Source organism: Kitasatospora sp. NPDC008115, from assembly GCF_042957205.1.
Lineage (GTDB): Bacteria > Actinomycetota > Actinomycetes > Streptomycetales > Streptomycetaceae > Kitasatospora.
This window is the reverse complement of record NZ_JBIBHU010000055.1, coordinates 1-18,357: the sequence shown is the minus strand read 5'-3', so window position 1 is coordinate 18,357 and position 18,357 is coordinate 1. Positions and strand designations below refer to the sequence as shown.

Sequence of the window (18,357 nt, the reverse complement as noted above, 5' to 3'; positions counted from 1 at the left end):
GTACTGCAGGGGGGACCCTGTGGGAGAGTAGGACGCCGCCGAACAAATTTTGAGAAGAACCCCCGCCGGTATTCCGGCGGGGGTTCTTTGCGTTCCGGGCCGTTTCGGACCCGTCCCCGGCCGGCAAGAGCCCAGCGGGGGCCGGGCGAGCTTCCTCTGCCCCGCCGCCCCATCAATATGGCGCTAAAACTCCCAGCTCAGGGCCCAGATCGCTGGCAAAACGGAGCCTGCGCCGTAGTCTCGAAGGCGAAGGGAACTGGTGTCCGGGATGGCCGCCAGGCTCGGCCGGATCAAGAATGGTGCACATGGGACGCGGCAGGCTGCGGATCTACCTCGGGGCGGCCCCCGGGGTCGGCAAGACGTACGCCATGCTCGCGGAGGCACACCGGCGGTCGGAGCGGGGGACGGACGTCGTGGTGGCGTTCGTCGAGGATCACGGGCGCCGGCACACGGCCGAGCAGGTCACCGGCCTTGAGGTGGTGCCGCGGCGGGAGCTGGCGCACCGCGGGGCCGTGTTCACCGAGATGGACCTGGACGCGGTACTGGCGCGTCGGCCGCAGGTGGCGCTGGTCGACGAGTTGGCGCACACCAATGTGCCGGGGTGCCGCAACGAGAAGCGGTGGCAGGACGTCGAGGAGCTGCTCGCGGCCGGGATCGACGTCATCTCGACGGTGAACATCCAGCACCTGGAGTCGCTCGGCGACGTCGTCGAGGGCATCACGGGGGTGCGGCAGCGGGAGACGGTGCCGGACGAGGTGGTCCGCCGGGCCGACCAGATCGAGCTCGTCGACATGTCGCCGCAGGCACTGCGACGCCGGCTTGCGCACGGCAACGTGTACGCGCCGGAGAAGATCGACGCGGCGCTCGCCCACTACTTCCGGCCGGGGAACCTGACGGCGCTGCGCGAGCTGGCGCTGCTGTGGACGGCCGACCGGGTCGACGAGTACCTGCAGAAGTACCGGGCCGAGCAGGGCATCCAGGGGACCTGGCAGGCGCGCGAGCGGATCGTGGTCGGTCTGACGGGCGGGCCGGAGGGCGCGACGCTGATCCGCCGGGCGGCCCGGATCGCGGCCCGCGGGTCGGGCGGCGAGCTGTTGGCCGTGCACATCTCCCGCTCGGACGGGCTGGCCGGCTCGGGCTCGGGGTCGTCGCAGACGCTGATCGAGCAGCGGGCGCTGGTGGAGAGCCTGGGCGGTTCGTACCACGCGGTGCTGGGCGACGATCCGGCCGCCGGGCTGTTGGAGTTCGCGCGCGGGGTGAACGCGACGCAGATCGTGCTGGGCACCAGCCGTCGGCCGGCCTGGCAGTACGTCTACGGGCCGGGCGTGAGCGGCACGGTGACCCGTGAGTCGGGCGACATCGACGTGCACATCGTCACCCATGAGCACGCCGCCAAGGGCCGCGGGCGGATTCCGATCCGCAAGGTGACCGATCTGGGCCGCACACGGACGGTCGCGGGCTGGCTGATCGGGGTGGCGGGGCCGCCGCTGCTGGCGCTGGTGCTCATCAACGTGCACGGCCTGGGCCTCACCACCGACATGATGCTCTTCCTGTCGCTGACGGTCTGCGCGGCGCTGGTGGGCGGGCTGTTCCCGGCGGTCGCCTCGGCGCTGGTCGGGTCCACCGCGCTGAACTACTACTTCGCGCCGCCGATCCACACGTTCACGATCGACGAGCCGCAGAACATTATGGCGGTGGCGATATTCACCGCGGTCGGCATGGCCGTGGCCTCGGTGGTCGACCTGGCGGCCCGCCGCACCCACCAGGCGGCGCGCAGCCAGACCGAGGCACAGACGCTGAGCGCGCTGGCGGGGACGGTGCTGCGCGGGTCGCCGAACGGGGACGGGGTGCTGACCGCGCTGCTGGAGCAGGTCCGGGAGACCTTCCAGCAGGACTCGGCGGCCCTGCTCGAGCGGCCCGACCGGGTGGGCGAGTGGCAGGCGGTGGCGACGGCGGGCCCGCGTCCGCCCGAGCGGCCGGAGACGGCGGACGTGGACGTGCCGGTCGGGGAGACGCTGGCGCTGGTGCTGCGGGGGCGGGTGCTGCCGGGTGAGGACCGCCGGCTGCTGGGGGCCTTCGCCGCGCAGGCGGCCGTGCTGCTGGAGCGCCGGCGGCTGGCGGGGGAGGCGGCGGCCGCCCGGCGGGAGGCCGAGGGGAACCGGATCCGCACCGCGCTGCTGGCGGCCGTCTCGCACGACCTGCGCACGCCGCTCGCGGGGATCAAGGCCTCGGTGAGCTCGCTCCGTTCGGCGGATGTGGAGTGGGACGAGGAGGACGAGGCGGAGCTGCTGGCGGGGATCGAGGCGGGCGCCGACCGGCTCGACCATCTGATCAACAATTTGCTGGACATGAGCCGGCTGCAGACGGGGACGGTCACGCCGCTGATCCAGGAGACCGACCTGGACGAGGTGGTGCCGTTCGCGCTGGGCGGGGTGCCGCCGGGGGCGGTGCGGCTGGAGGTGCCGGAGACCCTGCCGATGGTCCGGGCCGACGGCGGGCTGCTGGAGCGGTCGCTGGCCAATCTGATCGAGAACGCCGTCAAGTACAGCCCGGACGGCGTGAAGGTCCTGGTCAAGGCGGACGCGCTGGAGCCGGCGGCCGGGCCGGGCCGGGTGGAGCTGCGGATCGTGGACCGGGGGCCGGGGGTGCCGGAGGACGCCAAGGAGCGGATCTTCGCGCCGTTCCAGCGGTACGGGGACGCGCCGCGCGGTGCCGGGGTGGGGCTCGGGCTCGCGGTGGCGCGCGGGTTCGTCGAGGCGATGGACGGCACGGTGTCCGCCGAGGACACCCCGGGCGGCGGGCTGACCATGGTCGTCACCCTGCCGGCCGTCGCACGCGTCCCGGTCCCGGTCTCCACGGCCCCTGACGGGACGCTCCCCACGGTTCCCGGCGGGACGGACCCCGACGGACCGGAGCCGGCCCCCGCATGACCGGTTCCGTCCCCCGACGACCGTTGAACGACCACTTCCGATCCGAACGACAGCACCGAAAGGCGGAGCCCGCATGACCCGGGTCCTCGTCGTGGACGACGAACCGCAGATCGTCCGCGCGCTGGTGATCAACCTCAAGGCCCGCAAGTACGAGGTCGACGCGGCGCACGACGGCGCGAGCGCCCTGGAGCTCGCCGCCGCCCGCCACCCCGACGTCGTCGTCCTCGACCTCGGCCTGCCCGACATGGACGGGGTCGAGGTGATCAAGGGCCTGCGCGGCTGGACCCGGGTGCCGATCATCGTGCTCTCCGCCCGGCACGCCTCCGACGAGAAGGTCGAGGCGCTGGACGCAGGCGCCGACGACTACGTCACCAAGCCCTTCGGCATGGACGAGCTGCTGGCCCGGATGCGCGCCGCCGTGCGCCGGGCCGAGCCGGTCGCCGGGGAGGACGGCTCGGTGGTGGTCACCGACAGCTTCACCGTCGACCTGGCGGCGAAGAAGGTGAACCGCGACGGCGCCGACATCCGCCTTACCCCGACCGAGTGGCATCTGCTGGAGGTCCTGGTCCGCAACGCGGGCCGGCTGGTCAGCCAGACGCAGCTGCTCCAGGAGGTCTGGGGCCCGGCCTACCGGACCGAGACGAACTATCTGCGGGTCTACCTCGCCCAGCTGCGGCGCAAGCTCGAACGCGATCCCTCGCACCCGCGGCACTTCATCACCGAGCCGGGCATGGGCTACCGCTTCGAAGGGTGAGCGGGCGGGCCGGTCCCGGCGTCCCGGCGGGCGTCGCGAGACGCCCGCGGGAAGCGCGGGCGGCCTGTGCGGCCTGCCGCCAGGCCCCCCGGAACCGGTACCCTTCCGGCATGAGTGGTGACAACAGCAGCGGGCCGCCGCAGGGGCGCTTCCGCCGCATGCTCAGCCGGCTGACCTCCTCCACCGAGGAGTTGGAGGCCGAGGAGCTGCGCCAGGAGATCGCCGCGGAGTCGGGCTGCACTCCGATCGCCAGCTGCGGGGACCGGCAGCTGGTCACCGTCGCCGGCACCCTGCGCACCGTGACGCTCCGCCCGCGGGCCGGGGTGCCCGCCCTGGAGGCGGAGCTCTTCGACGGCACCGAGGCGCTGGACGTGGTCTGGCTCGGGCGCCGCTCCATCGCGGGCATCGAGCCGGGGCGCCGTCTGGTCGCCAGCGGCCGGATCAGCCACGCGCGCGGCCGCCGGGTGCTGTTCAACCCCCGCTACGAGCTGCGTCCGGTCGGACACGGGAGCGAATGAGCGTGAGCAACCAGCCCGGCGGCGAGCCCGCCGCCCAGCTCGGCCTGGTGGGGATCGCCCCTGAGGAGGAGGCGGCCCGGCAGGCGCAGGCCTCCCGCGAGGCCGCCGACACCGTCATGAAGGCGTTCGGCGGCGTCCGGGGCATGATCGACATGACCATGCCCGGCCTGGTCTTCATCATCACCTACAACATCACCCACAAGGTGCCGACGGCCGCCTGGGCGGCGCTGGGCCTGACCGTGCTGTTCGTGGTGGCGCGGCTGCTGAAGCGGGAGACCGTCCAGCACGCCTTCAGCGGTGTGTTCGGCGTCGCCATCAGCGCCTGGATCTCGATGAAGACCGGCAAGGCGGAGGACTTCTACCTGCCGGGCCTGCTCTGGAACGTCGGCTACTGCGTGGGCCTGGCCGTCTCGGCGCTGGTCCGCTGGCCGCTGATCGGCATCATGCTCGGCCCGGTGACCGGCGAGATGTTCACCTGGCGCAAGCAGAACCCGGGCCGGCTGGCCGCCTACACCAAGGCGACCTGGGCGTGGGTGCTGATCATGGGCATCAAGCCGGTGATCCTCTTCCCGCTCTACTTCACCCACAACGTCAACCTGCTGGGCTGGCTCAAGGTCGCCCTGGGCATCCCGCCGCTGCTGCTGGCGATGTACGTGACCTGGCAGATCCTGCTGAAGGCGCCGCCGCCGATCAAGGCGCAGCTGGACGAGGAGCCGACCGAGGAGCACCCCGCCGGCGATCCGTACGCCGGGGATCCCTACACCGGCAAGTAGCACGCCGGCGGGCAGTACGATCCGCACGGCCGAGGGCCCGCACTCGATTCGAGTGCGGGCCCTCGGCGTCGGTCCGCTCTTGCGTCTGTCCTACTGGGCGCCGGCCGAGCTGGAGAGCAGGTTCTCCAGCTCCTCCTCGCGCTCCTGGGCGGCCACGAAGAGCAGCTCGTCGCCGCCCTCCAGGGTGTCGTCCTTGCCGGGCACCAGGACCCGGCCCTCGCGGAGGATGGTCACCAGCGCGGTGTCCGGCGGCCACGGCACGTCGCCGACGCGGGTGCCGACCAGCTCGGTGTCCTCGGCGAGGGTCAGCTCGACCAGGTTGGCGTTGCCCTGGCTGAAGCGCATCAGCCGCACCAGGTCGCCGACGCTGACCGCCTCCTCGACCAGGGCGGACATCAGGCGCGGGGTGGAGACGGCGACGTCCACGCCCCAGGACTCGTTGAAGAGCCACTCGTTCTTCGGGTTGTTGACCCGGGCGACCACCCGCGGCACGCCGTACTCGGTCTTCGCGAGCAGCGAGACGACCAGGTTGACCTTGTCGTCACCGGTCGCGGCGATCACCACGTGGCAGCGCTGCAGGGCGGCCTCGTCCAGCGAGGTGATCTCGCAGGCGTCGGCCAGCAGCCACTCCGCCATGGGCACCCGCTCCACCGAGATGGAGTTGGGGTTCTTGTCGATCAGCAGGACCTCGTGGCCGTTCTCCAGCAGCTCGCCCGCGATCGAGCGGCCGACGGCGCCGGCCCCGGCAATGGCGACTCGCATCAGTGACCTTCCTTCTGCGGGCCCTGCGCGAACGCGGCCTCGACCGCCGTCAGGTCGGCCCGGCGCAGCGTGACGTGCACCAGGTCGCCCTCCTGCACCACCATCTGGGACGAGGGCAGCACGCCCTCGCCGAGCCGGGTGACGAACGCCACCCGGGCGCCGGAGACCGCCTCCAGCTCGCTCACCCGGTGGCCGACCCACTCGGGGGCGTAGGCGACCTCGGCGAGCAGGACGGCGCCGCTCGGGTCCTGCCAGAGCGGCTCGGCGCCGCTCGGCAGCAGCCGGCGCAGCATCTGGTCGGCCGTCCAGCGGACGGTGGCGACGGTGGGGATGCCCAGGCGCTGGTAGACCTCGGCGCGCCGGGGGTCGTAGATCCGGGCCGCGACGTTCTCCACGCCGAAGTTCTCCCGGGCCACCCGGGCCGCGATGATGTTGGAGTTGTCACCGCTGGAGACGGCGGCGAAGGCGCCCGCCTCCTCGATGCCGGCCTCCCTCAGGGTGTCCTGGTCGAAGCCGACCCCGGTGACCCGGCGCCCGTTGAACCCGGCGCCCAGCCGGCGGAAGGCCGTCGGGTCCTGGTCGACGACGGCCACCGAGTGGCCCTGTTTCTCCAGTGCGCGGGCGAGCGCGGAGCCCACCCGGCCGCAGCCCATGATGACGATGTGCACCGGCGCTACCTCACCCGTCCTATTGGGGCCATGACCTGCGCAAACACCGTTGGATCTCCGTTTCCCCGCCCCGCTGTCGGGGCGGGCTTCCTCGTGGGGCTCGGCACGACAACCACAGTGTTGCCCGCCTGCTCGTATCCGACACGCTAGCCGGTCCACCGAACACAGTCGCGACGAAGGGGGCATCATCGGGGGGCGGCCGTCGGACCGGGCGGCGCACTGCCCCTACGATTCCTTAACGTGCCTATGCCGACTGACCTACCGAAACGCATCCTCATCGGGCGTGCGTTGCGCAGCGACAAGCTGGGGGAGACGCTGCTCCCCAAGCGCATCGCGCTGCCCGTCTTCGCCTCGGACGCGCTCTCCTCGGTCGCGTACGCGCCCGAGGAGATCCTGCTGACCCTCTCCCTGGCGGGTGCCTCTGCCATCCACTTCTCGTGGCAGATCGGCGTCGTGGTCGCCATCGTCATGCTCGCGGTGGTGGCCTCGTACCGGCAGAACGTGCACGCCTATCCGAGCGGCGGCGGTGACTACGAGGTCGCCACCGTGAACCACGGCCCGAACTCGGGCCTGGTGGTCGCGAGCGCGCTGATGGTCGACTACATCCTCACCGTGGCGGTCTCCACCACCTCGGGCGTGGCCAACGTGGTGTCGGCGGTGCCGGCGCTGCGCGGGCACGAGCTGACCCTGTCGGTCGTCGTGGTCGTCGTGCTGATGGGGATGAACCTGCGCGGTGTCCGGGAGTCCGGCACGGCCTTCGCCGTTCCGACCTACGCCTTCATGGTCGGCGTGCTCGGCATGGTGGTGTACGGCGTGGTCCGGCACTTCGGGCTGGGGCAGGACATGCCTTCGGAGAGCTCCGGCTTCCATCTGGAGGCGACCCCGGGGAACGAGAACCTGGCGGGCTTCGCCATGGTGTTCCTGCTGCTCAAGGCGTTCTCCTCGGGCTGTGCGGCGCTGACCGGCGTGGAGGCGATCTCCAACGGCGTGCCGGCGTTCCGCAAGCCGAAGAGCAGGAACGCGGCGACCACGCTGCTGATGATGGCGACCATCGCGGTCGTGATGTTCATGGGCATCATCTGGCTGGCCCGGCTGACCGGTGTCCAGATGGCCGAGGAGTCCCACCAGCTGGTCGGCGCGCCCGGCGACTACCACCAGAAGACCGCGCTGGCGCAGATCAGCGAGGCGGTGTTCTCGAACTTCACGCCGGGCTTCTACTTCGTCGCCGCCGTCACCGGGCTGATCCTGGTGCTGGCCGCGAACACCGCGTTCAACGGCTTCCCGGTGCTGGGCTCGATCCTGGCGCAGGACCGCTACCTGCCGCGCCAGCTGCACACCCGTGGCGACCGGCTGGCCTTCTCCAACGGCATCATCCTGCTGGCGCTGGCCGCGATCCTGTTCATCATCGCCTTCGACGCGGACCCGACCCGGCTGATCCAGCTGTACATCGTCGGCGTCTTCGTGTCGTTCAACATGAGCCAGTCCGGCATGATCCGGCACTGGACCAGGAACCTGCGCACCGAGACCGACCCGGCCAAGCGCCGCCACATGCAGCGCAGCCGGGCGATCAACACCTTCGGCCTGGTGATGACCATGGCGGTGCTGATCGTCGTGCTCGCCACCAAGATCAGCCACGCCTGGATCGCCATCGCGGCGATGGTCGTGCTGTTCGTGATGATGAAGGCGATCCGCCGGCACTACGACCGGGTCTCCGCGGAGCTGGTGGCGGCCGAGGAGCCGGACGACGTGGTGCTGCCCACCCGGGTGCACGCGATCGTGCTGGTCTCCAAGCTGCACAAGCCGGCGCTGCGGGCGCTGGCGTACGCGCGGCTGGCGCGGGCGCACACCCTGGAGGCGGTGACCGTGAACGTCGACCCGGCGGACACGGCGGCGCTGCGCGACGACTGGGACGAGCGCGGGATCGAGGTGCCGCTCAAGGTGCTGGACTCGCCGTACCGGGAGATCACCGGGCCGGTGCTGGACTACGTGAAGAACCTGCGCCGCAGCAGCCCGCGCGACGTGGTGTCGGTCTACATCCCCGAGTACGTGGTCGGCCACTGGTACGAGCACCTGCTGCACAACCAGAGCGCGCTGCGGCTCAAGGGCCGGCTGCTGTTCAAGCCGGGCGTGATGGTGACCTCGGTGCCGTGGCAGCTGGAGTCCTCGGAGCGGCGCAAGCCACAAAAGGCCTGGTCGGCGCCGGGTTCCGTCCGGCGTGGTGAGCCGCGGGTGCCCAAGGCCGTAAAGTCGGAAGTCTCGGCGAAGCCCGCCGGCCCCGCTGACGACAGCAAGAAGGACGCCTCCCAGTGACGCGCAACACCCCGTCTCGTTCCCACGGTTCCTCGGGCAAGGGTGCCCGGAAGGGCGGCGCCGCCGCCAAGCCCGGGCAGGTCGCCCGGCCGCGCTGGGGCAAGCCGTCGCGGCCGGAGGCGACCGACCGCGACGGTTTCACCGCGCGGACGGCGCCGCTCGCGCCGGAGGAGCGCGCCCCGGAGCGCGTGGAGGAGCCGTCGCGCCCGGCGCGCGGCGAGCGTCCGGAGCGTGGCCAGGCGCGCGGTGAGCGCGGCGAGTCGCGTGGTGAGGCGCGCGAGGGCCGCGACGGGCAGGCGAAGGGCGACGCGCGCCCGCGCAAGCAGACCGTGCGCCCGCCGCGGGCGCTGCGCGGCGGCGCCCGCGCGCCCCGGGCCGAGGCCGCGTCCAAGGTGTCCAGGGACCCCAAGGCCCCCGCGGCGCCGAAGGCCCCCACCGGCGACCCGCTGGTCGGCGAGCGCTACGAGGTCGAGGTCGGCCCCGTCGCGCACGGCGGCGGGCACTGCGTGGCCCGGTACGAGGGCCGGGTGCTGTTCGTCCGGCACGCGCTGCCGGGCGAGAAGGTGATCGCGCAGGTCACCGATGGCACCACCACCTCGCGCTTCCTGCGGGCCGATGCGGTGGAGGTCCTGGAGCCCGCCAAGGAGCGGATCACCCCGCCGTGCCCGTTCGCCGGGCCCGGCAAGTGCGGCGGCTGCGACTGGCAGCACGTCACGCCGGGCGGCCAGCGCAAGCTCAAGGTGCAGGTGCTGACCGAGCAGCTGGCCAAGCTGGCCGGCCTGACCCCGGCCGAGGCCGGCTGGGACGGCAGCGTCGAGCCGGTGGGCGGCAAGGTGCCGGCCGGCCAGGTGCCGGCCTGGCGCACCCGCGTCCAGTACGCGGTCGACCCGGGAAGCGGCAAGGTCGGGCTGCGCAAGCACCGCTCGCACGAGATCCAGCCGGTCGACCGCTGCCTGATCGCCGCCGAGGGCGTCACCGAGCTGGGCGTGGAGGCCCGCGACTGGCCGGGCGTCGTCTCGGTTGAGGCGATCGCCGCCTCCGGCTCCTCGGACCGCCAGGTGGTGCTCACCCCGGCGCCGGGCGCCCAGCTGCCGCTGGTCGAGCTGGACCGTCCGGTCTCCATCGCCCGCATCGACGAGCAGGGCAACACCCACAAGGTGCACGGCCGCGGCTTCGTGCGCGAGCGCGCCGCCGGGCGGACCTGGCGGGTCAGCAACGGCGGCTTCTGGCAGATCCACCCGGAGGCGCCGGACACCCTGGTGGACGCCGTCCTCGACGGTCTGGACCCGCAGTGGGGCGAGAACGCGCTCGACCTGTACTGCGGGGTGGGCCTGTTCGCGGGCGCGCTGGCCGACCGGGTCGGCGAGGACGGCGCGGTGCTCGGCATCGAGTCCGGCAAGCAGGCGGTGGCCGACGCCCGGCACAACCTGGCCGCGCTGGAGAACGTGCGGATCGAGTGCGACCGGGTGGAGTCGCTGCTGCCGCGCACCGGGATCACCGCGACCGACCTGATCGTCCTCGACCCGCCGCGCGCGGGCGCCGGCCGGGAGACCGTCGCCCACCTGGCCGGCCTCGGCGCCCGCCGGATCGCGTACGTGGCCTGCGACCCGGCGGCCCTCTCCCGTGACCTGGCGTTCTTCCACGAGGGCGGCTACCGGCCGGTCTCGCTGCGGGCCTTCGACCTGTTCCCGATGACGCACCACTTCGAGTGCGTGGCGATCCTGGAGCCCATCGAGGGCGAGTGACCCGCGCACGACGACGGAGGCGGTACCCGGAACGCTCCGGGTACCGCCTCCGGCTCTTGCCGTGCCGGCGTCGTGGCGGCTCAGGGCAGGGGGCGTTCCTCTTCCTGGGCGTCGTGGGGCAGGGTGATGCCGTGCTGGGCGGCGAGGCGGATCAGTGAGGCGATCCGGCCCTCGTACGCCTGGACGCCGTCGGCGTCCCCTTCGGTCCGGGCGGCCGCGAGTTCCTTGCGGGCCTGGGCGAGCTGCTCGCGCAGCTCCTGGTCGAACATGGCTGTCATTGCCGGCCTCCACACCGGTCGGTGCCGCTCAGGGAATGCTCAGGGCACTTCAGAGTCTCCGAAGGTGAAGAACTCTTCAAGTCTCCCTCCCGGCGGGTGCCGGGCGTCGAGCGCAGTTGCGTGAGCGGCGTGCGCGGGGGCCGCGCGCGGGGTCGCGCGCGCCCTTGTTGTGCTAGCGCTTCAGCGCTAGCTTGAGGTTCATGGGTAAGAAACAGCTGAACGTCCGGGTGGACGCCACCACCGCGGAGATGGCCCGGGAACGGGCTGAGCAGCAGGGGATCAGCATGAACCAGTACATCGAGCGCCTGGTCCAGCAGGACATGGGCGAGGCCGGGCGGGTCTTCGTCGACGCGGCCGCGCAGTTCATGAAGGAGTACGAGACGGCGTTCCTGGCCGAGTTCGGCGAGCAGCGGGCCGGGGCCGACCTCCAGGACGTGCGCCGTTGAAACTGGAGGTCGACCTCTCGTGGCTGCTCATGACCGCCGAGCACTACACGCCCGGTGACCCGCAGGTCACCGACTACGGATCGCTGCTCGCCGCCGTCGCCCGGCACCAGGCCGAGATCTTCGACATCGCCGTCTACCCCGAACCGCAGGACCGCGCCGCCGCCCTGATGCACCAGCTGATCCGGGTGCCAGCGCTGGAGAAGACCAACGAACTGTTCGCCACCGCCGTCGCCTACGCCTACCTGGTGGCCAGCGGCTGCACGGTGGCGACCACGGCCCGTGAGGTGCGCAGCCTCGCCCGGGCCATCCGCGAGGGGCGGCTGACCGTCTCCGGGGTGGCGGACCGGCTGGCCGCCTGGGTGGTGGACGAGGCCGAGGACGAGGAGGTCAGCGGCGAGGACGACGACGACTCGGAGTAGCGGGGGCGGGCTCAGTTGGCCCCGGCGGGCTCGGCGATCAGCGCGGTCGCGAACGGGCGGAAGCCCGCCCGGCGGTAGATCCGGGCCACGTCCTCGTCGGCCGCGGACAGGAACACCGTCCGCACCCCGTGCGCCCTGGCGTGCGCGACCAGCGCCGCGGTGACCGCCAGGCCGAGCCCGCGCCGCCGCGCCGAGGGCAGCGTGCCCACGCCGGCCACCTCGGTGACCGGGCCGACCGGGTTGTGCTGGCCCGCGCAGAGCGGCGTGCCGTCCTCGAAGGCCGCGGCGAGCACCGTGTGCCCGGAGGCGATCCGCTCGGCGACCCGCTCCGCGGTGCCGTCGGACGCCACCACCCGGGCCCGCGCGGCGAGTTCCGACGCCCCCGTGCCGCCCACACCGGTGCCCGGCTCGTCGAACGCCAGGTGCGGGACGGCCAGCGCGTGCGCGAGCGCCGGGTCGTCGGCGGCCAGCACCCGCACCGGGGCCGCGCCCGGCGCCCCGGGCGCCTCCTGCCGCGGGCCCAGCACCAGCAGCGGGTGCTCGTGCACCGTCAGCCCCGCCTCCTCGACCGCCGCGCGCAGCAGCGGGTCGTGCTCCGCCACCCACTCGAAGGCCTCCGGCAGACCCAGCTCGCGCTGGCGCTCCAGCACCCGGCGGACGTCCTCGGCGGTGGCGGCCGGGCCCTGGTGGCCCAGCGCCGGGCGGGCGTAGTACGGCCAGCCGGCGCCCTCGCGGACGAACAGGCTGAGCGGGCCGAAGTCCTCGACCCGTGCGGCGGAACGCGGCACCGCGTCGTAGTAGCGCTCGATCTCCTCAAGGAGGTCGGTGTCGGGGACGGCGGCTGCAAGATCGTCAGAGGTCACGCCGTGCATCCAAGCAGGCCCGTCGCGTTCCTGCCAGGGATTTGCCCACCGGTGCCGGTCCGCCCGCGGACGGCGGCCGCGACAGCCGCCCGGCCCGGGGCATTTCCGTGCGATTGTTGCCGAACGCTGCCAGGCCGGGCGATCTTGTGTACGGGCCCCATGACATCCTGGGGCCCTTACAGCTCTGCCGGACGGGAACGGCGGACGTCCGCGCTGGGCGAAGCGAGGGGGAAGACCGGGTCATGAGGCTCTGCTTTCTGGTGGAGGAGCACTACCGGCACGACGGCATGCCGCTCGACGTCGTACGCCAACTCACCGCGTGGGGGCACCGGGTGGACGTGCTGCGCCCCGGCGACTCGCTGATGGCGATCTCCGAGGCGGTCCGCGCCGGGAGCCACGACGCCTGGGTGCTCAAGACCGTCTCCGGCGGGCCCGGCCTCACCCTGCTGGAGGCCGCCGCCGCCGTCGGCCTCACCACCGTCAACGACGTCCGCTCGATCCGCGGCGTCCGCGACAAGGCCCTCGCCTCGGTCATCGCCCGCACCCGCGGGCTGCCCGTCCCCGTCACCTACGCCGCCGCCCGCTGGGAACGGCTCGCCGAGATCCCCGCCGCCGAGTACCCGCTGGTCGTCAAGCCCGCCGACGGCAGCTCGGGGCGGGCCGTGCGGCTCGTCCGCGACCCCGGCCACCTCGCCGAACTCGGCCCGCTGCTGGCCGGCGAGGGCCTGCTCATCGCGCAGCCGTATGTGCCCAACTCCGGTACCGACCTCAAGGTGTACTGCGTCGACGGCGAGCTGTACGCGACCGAGCGGTGCTCGCCGCTCAACCCCGAGCAGGGGGTGCGGGAGCGGCAGGTGCCGCTGCCGGCCGAGGTCGCGCGGATCGCCGCGCAGGTCGGCGAGGTGTTCGGGCTCGACCTGTACGGCGTCGACGTGCTGCTCGGACCGGACGGGCCGGTGGTCGTCGACATCAACGACTTCCCGAGCTTCCGGCAGGTGCCGGACGCGGTCGCGCGGGTCTCGCGGGCGGTCCTGCGCCTGGCGCGCACCGGCACCGCGGTCACCGCGCCGGCCGTGGCGCTGGACGCGTCCGGGCTGCTCGGCGCGGGGCCGGTGCGGATGCCCGCGCAGGGCGCCGCCGTCGGTGGCGTGGGTGTCGGCGGGGTCGGCGTCGGCGGCGCGCTGTGAGGATCGGGCTGATCACCTCCGCCCCCGACCACCCGCTGCTCGCCGCGGCCGCCGCCCGGCTGACCGCGCGCGGCCACCGGGTCGAGGCGCTCGACCCGGCGGACCCGCCCGCCGCGGGCGCCGGGCCGCTCGCCGACGTCTACCTGCTCAAGGCCCGCACCCCGGCGGCCCTCGCGCTCGCCCGGGCGCTGGAGGAGAGCGGCGCCCCCGTCGTCAACACGGCCGCCGCCACCGAACTCTGCCAGGACCGCACCGCCATGGCCGACCTCGCCCGGCGGGCCGGCCTGCCCTTCGCGCCCACCCGCACCGCCGACGGCCCCGCCGAACTGCTCGCCCTCGCCGAGGCGGGCGAACTCGCCCTCCCGCTGGTCGTCAAGAGCCGGCACAGCCGCCGCCACGACCTGGTCGCCCGCGCCGACGACCTCGCCGGGCTGCGCGCCCTCGCCGAGCAGTGGCCCGGCGAGCCCGTCGTCGCCCAGCCCTACCTGCCGAGCACCGGCTGGGACCAGAAGCTCTGGGTCGTCGCCGGACAGCTGTTCTGCACCCGCCGGCGCTCCGAACTCGCCGACCCCGGCCACGCCGGGCCCCCGCACGGCGGAGGCGGGTTCGGGCCCGCCGACCTGCCCGCCGGGCGGGCCCGGCTCGCGCTGCGCGTCGGCGAGGTGTTCGGCCTCGACGTCTACGGCGTCGACCTGCTGGACGGGCCGGACGAGCCGGTCGTCGTCGACGTCAACGCCTTCCCGGGCATCCGGGGGCAGGCCGGCGCGCCCGAGGCGCTGGCCGCGCTCGCGCTGCGGGTCGCCGCGGCGGGTCCGTCGTCCGTTTCCGGTCCGCTGTCCGTTTCCGGGCCGCCGTCCCCGGGCCGTTCGCCCGTTCCCGGCCCGCCGTGCCTGCCCGGCCCGAGGGCGGGCGCCCCGGCGGATGCGGGACCGGGCGCCGCCGCTCGTTAGGCTGGCAGCCCCGGCCCGAGCACCCGACCGGGCCGCGAGAGAAGACGGACCCTTGCTGCAGGACATCGAGCCCTACCTGGCCTGCCCGCACTGCGCGCAGCCGCTCACCCCCGACGGGCGCACCCTGCGCTGCCCCGCCGGACACAGCCACGACGTCGCCAAACAGGGCTACGTCAGCCTGCTCGCCGGCGGCGCCCACACCGGCACCGGCGACACCGCCGACATGGTCGCCGCCCGCAGCGACTTCCTCGCCGCCGGCCACTACCGGCCGATCGCCGACGCCCTCGCCGAGGCCGCCGCGGCCGCCGACCCCGAAGGACTCGTCGCCGACCTCGGCGCCGGCACCGGCCACTACCTCGCCCACGTCCTCGACGCCCTCCCCGGCCGGCCCGGCGCCGCCCTCGACATCTCCAAGTACGCGCTGCGCCGCGCCGCCAGGGCCCACCCCCGGATCGGCGCCGTGGTCTGCGACGCCTGGCGCCCGCTGCCGCTGCTGGACGCCTCCGCCGGGCTCGTCCTCAACGTGTTCGCCCCGCGCAACGGTCCCGAGCTGCGCCGCGTGCTGCGGCCCGGCGGCACCCTGCTGCTCGTCGCGCCCACCTCGCGCCACCTGCGGGAACTCGTCTCCGCGCTGGGGCTGCTGTCGGTCGACGAGGAGAAGCAGCGGCGCATCGACGAGAAGCTCGGGCCCCACCTGACACCGGCCGGACGGCGCGAGGTCGAGTTCACGCTGCGGCTGTCCGCCGAGGACGTGCGGACCGTGGTCGGCATGGGGCCGAGCGCCTGGCACACCGACCAGGACCGGCTGGCCGAGCGGCTCGCCGCGCTGCCGGAGCCGGTCGAGGTGACGGCCTCCGTCACCGTCGCCGCCTACCGGCGCTGAGGCGGGGCCGGGCCCGCGTGACGTCGGGCCGGGCGGGCGGGAGGCGCGCGTCTCCGGGCCCGCGCCTCCCGCCCGCCCGAAGGGATGAATCTGCGGGGCAGGCACGTTTCTGCCTCCCGACCGGCCGCTAACGTCCGACGGGTGAACCGCGACGCCGCCCGGCCCGCCGTGCCGGCCCATCCTCAGCAGCGCAGCCCGGACCCCGGCGTGCCGACCGTCCGGCGCCCGATCGTCGAGGAGATCCGGCTGATCTCCTTCAAGTCCTACCGGCGCGCGACCCTTCCGCTCGCGCCTCTCACCGTGCTGCACGGTCCCGCCGGCGTCGGCAAGTCCAACGCGCTCGACGCCCTCGCCGTCCTCTCCCGGCTCGCCCTCGGCGAGGAGATCGCGGCCTCCCTCGACGGACGGTCCGACACCACGGGTCCGCTCGCCACCCGCGTCCGCGGCGGCCTCGCCGGCTGCGTGCCGCACGGCCGCAACGCCCTCATCCTCGGCTGCACCGTCCGCTCCCCGGACGGACAGATCGGGCTCGAACTCGTCGTCCGCACCGACGGGCCGGTCCGCATCGCCAGGGAGCAGCTCACCCTCGACGGACAGACCCTCGTCGAGACCGGCGAGCAGGACGTGCGCAAGTGCCGCGTCAACGTCACCTGGCACAACGACACCCGGCAGGGTGACATCCGCGCCCCGTTCCCCAGCGGCACGCTGGTCACCGCGCAGATCCCGCTGCGGGTCGCCGGCTCCTCGCCCGGCGAGCGCAAGGTCCTCGCCGCCGCCGAACAACTGCTCACCGCGCTGCGCGAGGTCTTCCCCGTCCACCCGGTGCCCACCATGATGCGCGGCTGGGCCCGCCCCGACCCGCAGGCCCGGCTGCGCAGCACCGCCGCCAACATCTCCGCCGTCATCGCCCGGCTCAGCAACGAGTGCCCCCGCCGCTACGGGCAACTGCTGCGCGTCGTCCAGTCCGCTGCCCCGCACCCGCTGCTCGGCCTCGACCTCGCCCACCGCGGCACCGGCAGCGGCGAGCGGGTGCTCGCCGTGTTCGACGAGGGCCTGCTCGGGCGCACCGGCGCCGACCAGGCCTCCGACGGGATGCTGCGGCACCTGGCGTTCGCCGCCGTGCTGCTCACCGGCGCGGGGGTGCTGGACCTGGACGTGGCCACCGAGGTGCCGTGGGCGCAGCGCCAGCTCACCGTGCTCGCCGACGACCTCGGGGCCGGGCTCGGCACCGACCAGACCGCCTCGCTGCTGCGGCTCGCCCGGGACATGGCCGGGCGCAACCAGTTGCGGGTGCTCGCCACGCTCCAGGAGCCGGCCGCGGCGCGGGACGCGCTGGGCGGGGCGGGCGGGGTGGGCGAACTGCCGCCCGGGGCGGCGGTGGTGGAGTGCCGGCGCGATCCCGGTTCGGGGCTGACGGTGCTGCGGCCGGAGACGGCGCGGGTGCCGGTGCAGGTGGTGCGGGACGGTGCGCCGGTCTCGCCGCCGTCCCCGTCCCCGGTCCGGCGGGCGGCCGGTGATGCGGTAGACCTGGACGGGTGAACGAACGAGAGACCGAGATCCCCGGGCCGACGCTGGAAGGGCTGCGGCAGCGGCTGACGGAGTTCGCCGCGGCGCGCCGCTGGGAGCCCTTCCACACGCCCAAGAACCTCGCCGCGGCGCTGACCGTGGAGGCCGGTGAGCTGCTGGAGATCTTCCAGTGGCTCACGCCCGAGCAGGCGTCCGAGGTGATGTCCGACCCGGACCGCGCCCACCGGGTGCGGGACGAGGTGGCCGACGTGCTCGCGTACCTGCTCCAGTTCTGCACGGCGGTCGGGGTCGACCCGTTGGCGGCCCTGGCCGCCAAGATCGAGCGGAACGAGCTGCGCTTCCCGGTCCCCGGCGCCCTCGCCGAGGGTGATGGCGTCAACCCGGAGGGCGGCTCCTAGGCCTTGTGGGGGACGGTAGTTCTCCACAGCCCCCGGGTTGTCCACAGCTTTCCGATGCTCGCGTGCAGGCCCTTCCGTCCCGGCGCACTCTCTCCCCGTGACCGCGTGGCAGGGCGCCACGCGAGTGACGGAAGGAGGGCGCGGCATGGAGGCGCTGCGACTGATCAAGACCGCCCGGCACGCCCTGGCGGAGACCAGGAACATCCCGGACGTGCTGGCCGAGGCCCGGCAGGCCGCGTTGCTCGCCGAGGCGGTGGGCGCCCGGCTGGTACGGGACGAGGACGGTGAACTTGCGGGCCTCGGGCAGCAGTTGGCGGAGGCTTCGCTGCACGCGGCGTGCTGCCTCGACCATGCGACGGGTGATGTGGCGGGGGCGTCGGCCTTCGGGCCCGGCAGCCGGGCCCGAAGGCTCGGCGACCTCGGCGAGCTCGGGCCGATGCTGGACGAACTCGGCGGACTCCTGCGGGACATCGGGGAGACGCTGGTCGTGCTGGCCTGCGGGGCCGATACCGAGAGTCTCTACTGGGCGTGCATCGACGCCGTCGACGCCGGCGCGGAGTGCACTCAGTTGGTCGGCCAACTGCGGGACGCCGTAAGGCGGATCGCGGGCGAGCGGCCGGAGGAGGCGGAGGAGGGCCTGCCGGTGCTCCAGCTCGACCCGCCGGTGGAGGAGGTGGTTCGCGCGTCGGTGGGCTGAGGATCAGCGGAGTGGTTCCTGGACGGCCGGCGCCGCCGTCCAGTGACCTGAACATCGGGGCAACGGGTAGCGGGAGTGGGTGGGAGTGGGAAGGGCGGAGGGGAGGGGGGGGGGGGGGGGGGGGGGGGGGGGGGGGGGGGGGGGGGGCCCGGCGCCCCCCGGCGGGGGGGGGGGGGGGGGGGGGGGGGGGGGCGGCCGCCTGGTGCGCTGGGCCCTCGGGGTGCGCGCCCGGCGCATGGGTGCGCGCTG

Annotated in this window: 18 protein-coding genes; 14 read left to right on the top strand and 4 right to left on the bottom strand. The window is 74.0% G+C overall.

The features are described 5' to 3' along the window. Window positions 1-305: 305 nt before the first annotated feature. The 4 genes from ACFZBX_RS36215 to ACFZBX_RS36200 all read left to right on the top strand — a co-directional run bounded on the left by ACFZBX_RS36215 (window position 306) and on the right by ACFZBX_RS36200 (window position 4,975). Entirely contained in the window at window positions 306-2,930 is a 2,625-nt protein-coding gene (locus ACFZBX_RS36215; RefSeq protein WP_391538065.1) for an ATP-binding protein, read from the top strand. Window positions 2,931-3,003: 73 nt separating this feature from the next. Beyond that, window positions 3,004-3,684, top strand: a complete 681-nt coding sequence (locus tag ACFZBX_RS36210; RefSeq protein ID WP_355376066.1) for a response regulator — start codon at window positions 3,004-3,006, stop codon at window positions 3,682-3,684. A gap of 110 nt (window positions 3,685-3,794) precedes the next feature. Then, complete coding sequence (locus ACFZBX_RS36205) at window positions 3,795-4,202, top strand: OB-fold nucleic acid binding domain-containing protein (protein ID WP_391538064.1); 408 nt, start codon at window positions 3,795-3,797, stop codon at window positions 4,200-4,202. Beyond that, window positions 4,199-4,975: a DUF3159 domain-containing protein gene (locus tag ACFZBX_RS36200; protein ID WP_391538063.1), complete on the top strand. Its 777-nt coding sequence runs from the start codon at window positions 4,199-4,201 to the stop codon at window positions 4,973-4,975. Before ACFZBX_RS36205 ends, ACFZBX_RS36200 begins: the two co-directional genes overlap by 4 nt. Window positions 4,976-5,065: 90 nt before the next feature. Here the strand turns inward: ACFZBX_RS36200 and ACFZBX_RS36195 are convergent, their stop codons facing one another. After that, complete coding sequence (locus tag ACFZBX_RS36195) at window positions 5,066-5,737, bottom strand: potassium channel family protein (protein WP_380763450.1); 672 nt, start codon at window positions 5,735-5,737, stop codon at window positions 5,066-5,068. Then, window positions 5,737-6,405 carry a potassium channel family protein gene (locus ACFZBX_RS36190; protein WP_391538062.1) on the bottom strand — a complete coding sequence of 223 codons (669 nt, stop codon included), beginning with the start codon at window positions 6,403-6,405 and terminating at the stop codon, window positions 5,737-5,739. Before ACFZBX_RS36190 ends, ACFZBX_RS36195 begins: the two co-directional genes overlap by 1 nt. A gap of 246 nt (window positions 6,406-6,651) precedes the next feature. On the opposite strand from ACFZBX_RS36190, the gene ACFZBX_RS36185 reads away from it, so the two are divergent. Further along, window positions 6,652-8,715, top strand: a complete 2,064-nt coding sequence (locus ACFZBX_RS36185; protein WP_391538061.1) for an APC family permease — start codon at window positions 6,652-6,654, stop codon at window positions 8,713-8,715. 392 nt (window positions 8,716-9,107) lie between these two features. Continuing rightward, window positions 9,108-10,460, top strand: a complete 1,353-nt coding sequence (locus ACFZBX_RS36180) for a class I SAM-dependent RNA methyltransferase (protein WP_391538066.1) — start codon at window positions 9,108-9,110, stop codon at window positions 10,458-10,460. Window positions 10,461-10,540: 80 nt separating this feature from the next. Here ACFZBX_RS36180 and ACFZBX_RS36175 read toward each other — a convergent pair whose 3' ends face one another. After that, a complete protein-coding gene (locus ACFZBX_RS36175; RefSeq protein WP_391538060.1) occupies window positions 10,541-10,738 on the bottom strand; it encodes a hypothetical protein in 198 nt (65 codons plus the stop codon). A gap of 200 nt (window positions 10,739-10,938) precedes the next feature. Between ACFZBX_RS36175 and ACFZBX_RS36170 the strand changes: the two genes are divergently transcribed. Continuing rightward, window positions 10,939-11,184, top strand: coding sequence for a toxin-antitoxin system HicB family antitoxin (locus ACFZBX_RS36170; protein ID WP_380763456.1), 246 nt, complete (start codon window positions 10,939-10,941; stop codon window positions 11,182-11,184). Beyond that, entirely contained in the window at window positions 11,181-11,603 is a 423-nt protein-coding gene (locus ACFZBX_RS36165; RefSeq protein WP_391538059.1) for a fic family toxin-antitoxin system, toxin component, read from the top strand. The genes ACFZBX_RS36170 and ACFZBX_RS36165 overlap by 4 nt, the downstream gene beginning before the upstream one ends. 11 nt (window positions 11,604-11,614) lie before the next feature. Here ACFZBX_RS36165 and ACFZBX_RS36160 read toward each other — a convergent pair whose 3' ends face one another. Next, the gene (locus tag ACFZBX_RS36160; RefSeq protein WP_391538058.1) at window positions 11,615-12,466 is read right to left on the bottom strand and encodes a GNAT family N-acetyltransferase; all 852 of its coding nucleotides are present in this window, start codon (window positions 12,464-12,466) and stop codon (window positions 11,615-11,617) included. Between the two features lie 242 nt (window positions 12,467-12,708). On the opposite strand from ACFZBX_RS36160, the gene ACFZBX_RS36155 reads away from it, so the two are divergent. The 6 genes from ACFZBX_RS36155 to ACFZBX_RS36130 all read left to right on the top strand — a co-directional run bounded on the left by ACFZBX_RS36155 (window position 12,709) and on the right by ACFZBX_RS36130 (window position 18,108). Beyond that, the gene (locus tag ACFZBX_RS36155; RefSeq protein WP_391538057.1) at window positions 12,709-13,653 is read left to right on the top strand and encodes a RimK family alpha-L-glutamate ligase; all 945 of its coding nucleotides are present in this window, start codon (window positions 12,709-12,711) and stop codon (window positions 13,651-13,653) included. Next, window positions 13,650-14,603, top strand: coding sequence for a RimK family alpha-L-glutamate ligase (locus ACFZBX_RS36150; RefSeq protein ID WP_391538056.1), 954 nt, complete (start codon window positions 13,650-13,652; stop codon window positions 14,601-14,603). The genes ACFZBX_RS36155 and ACFZBX_RS36150 overlap by 4 nt, the downstream gene beginning before the upstream one ends. A 52-nt stretch (window positions 14,604-14,655) precedes the next feature. Then, window positions 14,656-15,486 carry a putative RNA methyltransferase gene (locus tag ACFZBX_RS36145; protein ID WP_391538055.1) on the top strand — a complete coding sequence of 277 codons (831 nt, stop codon included), beginning with the start codon at window positions 14,656-14,658 and terminating at the stop codon, window positions 15,484-15,486. A 141-nt stretch (window positions 15,487-15,627) separates the two neighbouring features. Next, window positions 15,628-17,025 (top strand): AAA family ATPase, encoded by a 1,398-nt coding sequence (locus tag ACFZBX_RS36140; RefSeq protein WP_391538054.1) that lies wholly within the window; start codon window positions 15,628-15,630, stop codon window positions 17,023-17,025. Continuing rightward, entirely contained in the window at window positions 17,022-17,411 is a 390-nt protein-coding gene (locus ACFZBX_RS36135; protein WP_391538053.1) for a nucleotide pyrophosphohydrolase, read from the top strand. Before ACFZBX_RS36140 ends, ACFZBX_RS36135 begins: the two co-directional genes overlap by 4 nt. A 145-nt stretch (window positions 17,412-17,556) precedes the next feature. Continuing rightward, on the top strand, window positions 17,557-18,108 hold the full coding sequence (locus ACFZBX_RS36130) for a DUF6099 family protein (RefSeq protein WP_391538052.1): 552 nt from the start codon (window positions 17,557-17,559) through the stop codon (window positions 18,106-18,108). Window positions 18,109-18,357: the final 249 nt, after the last annotated feature.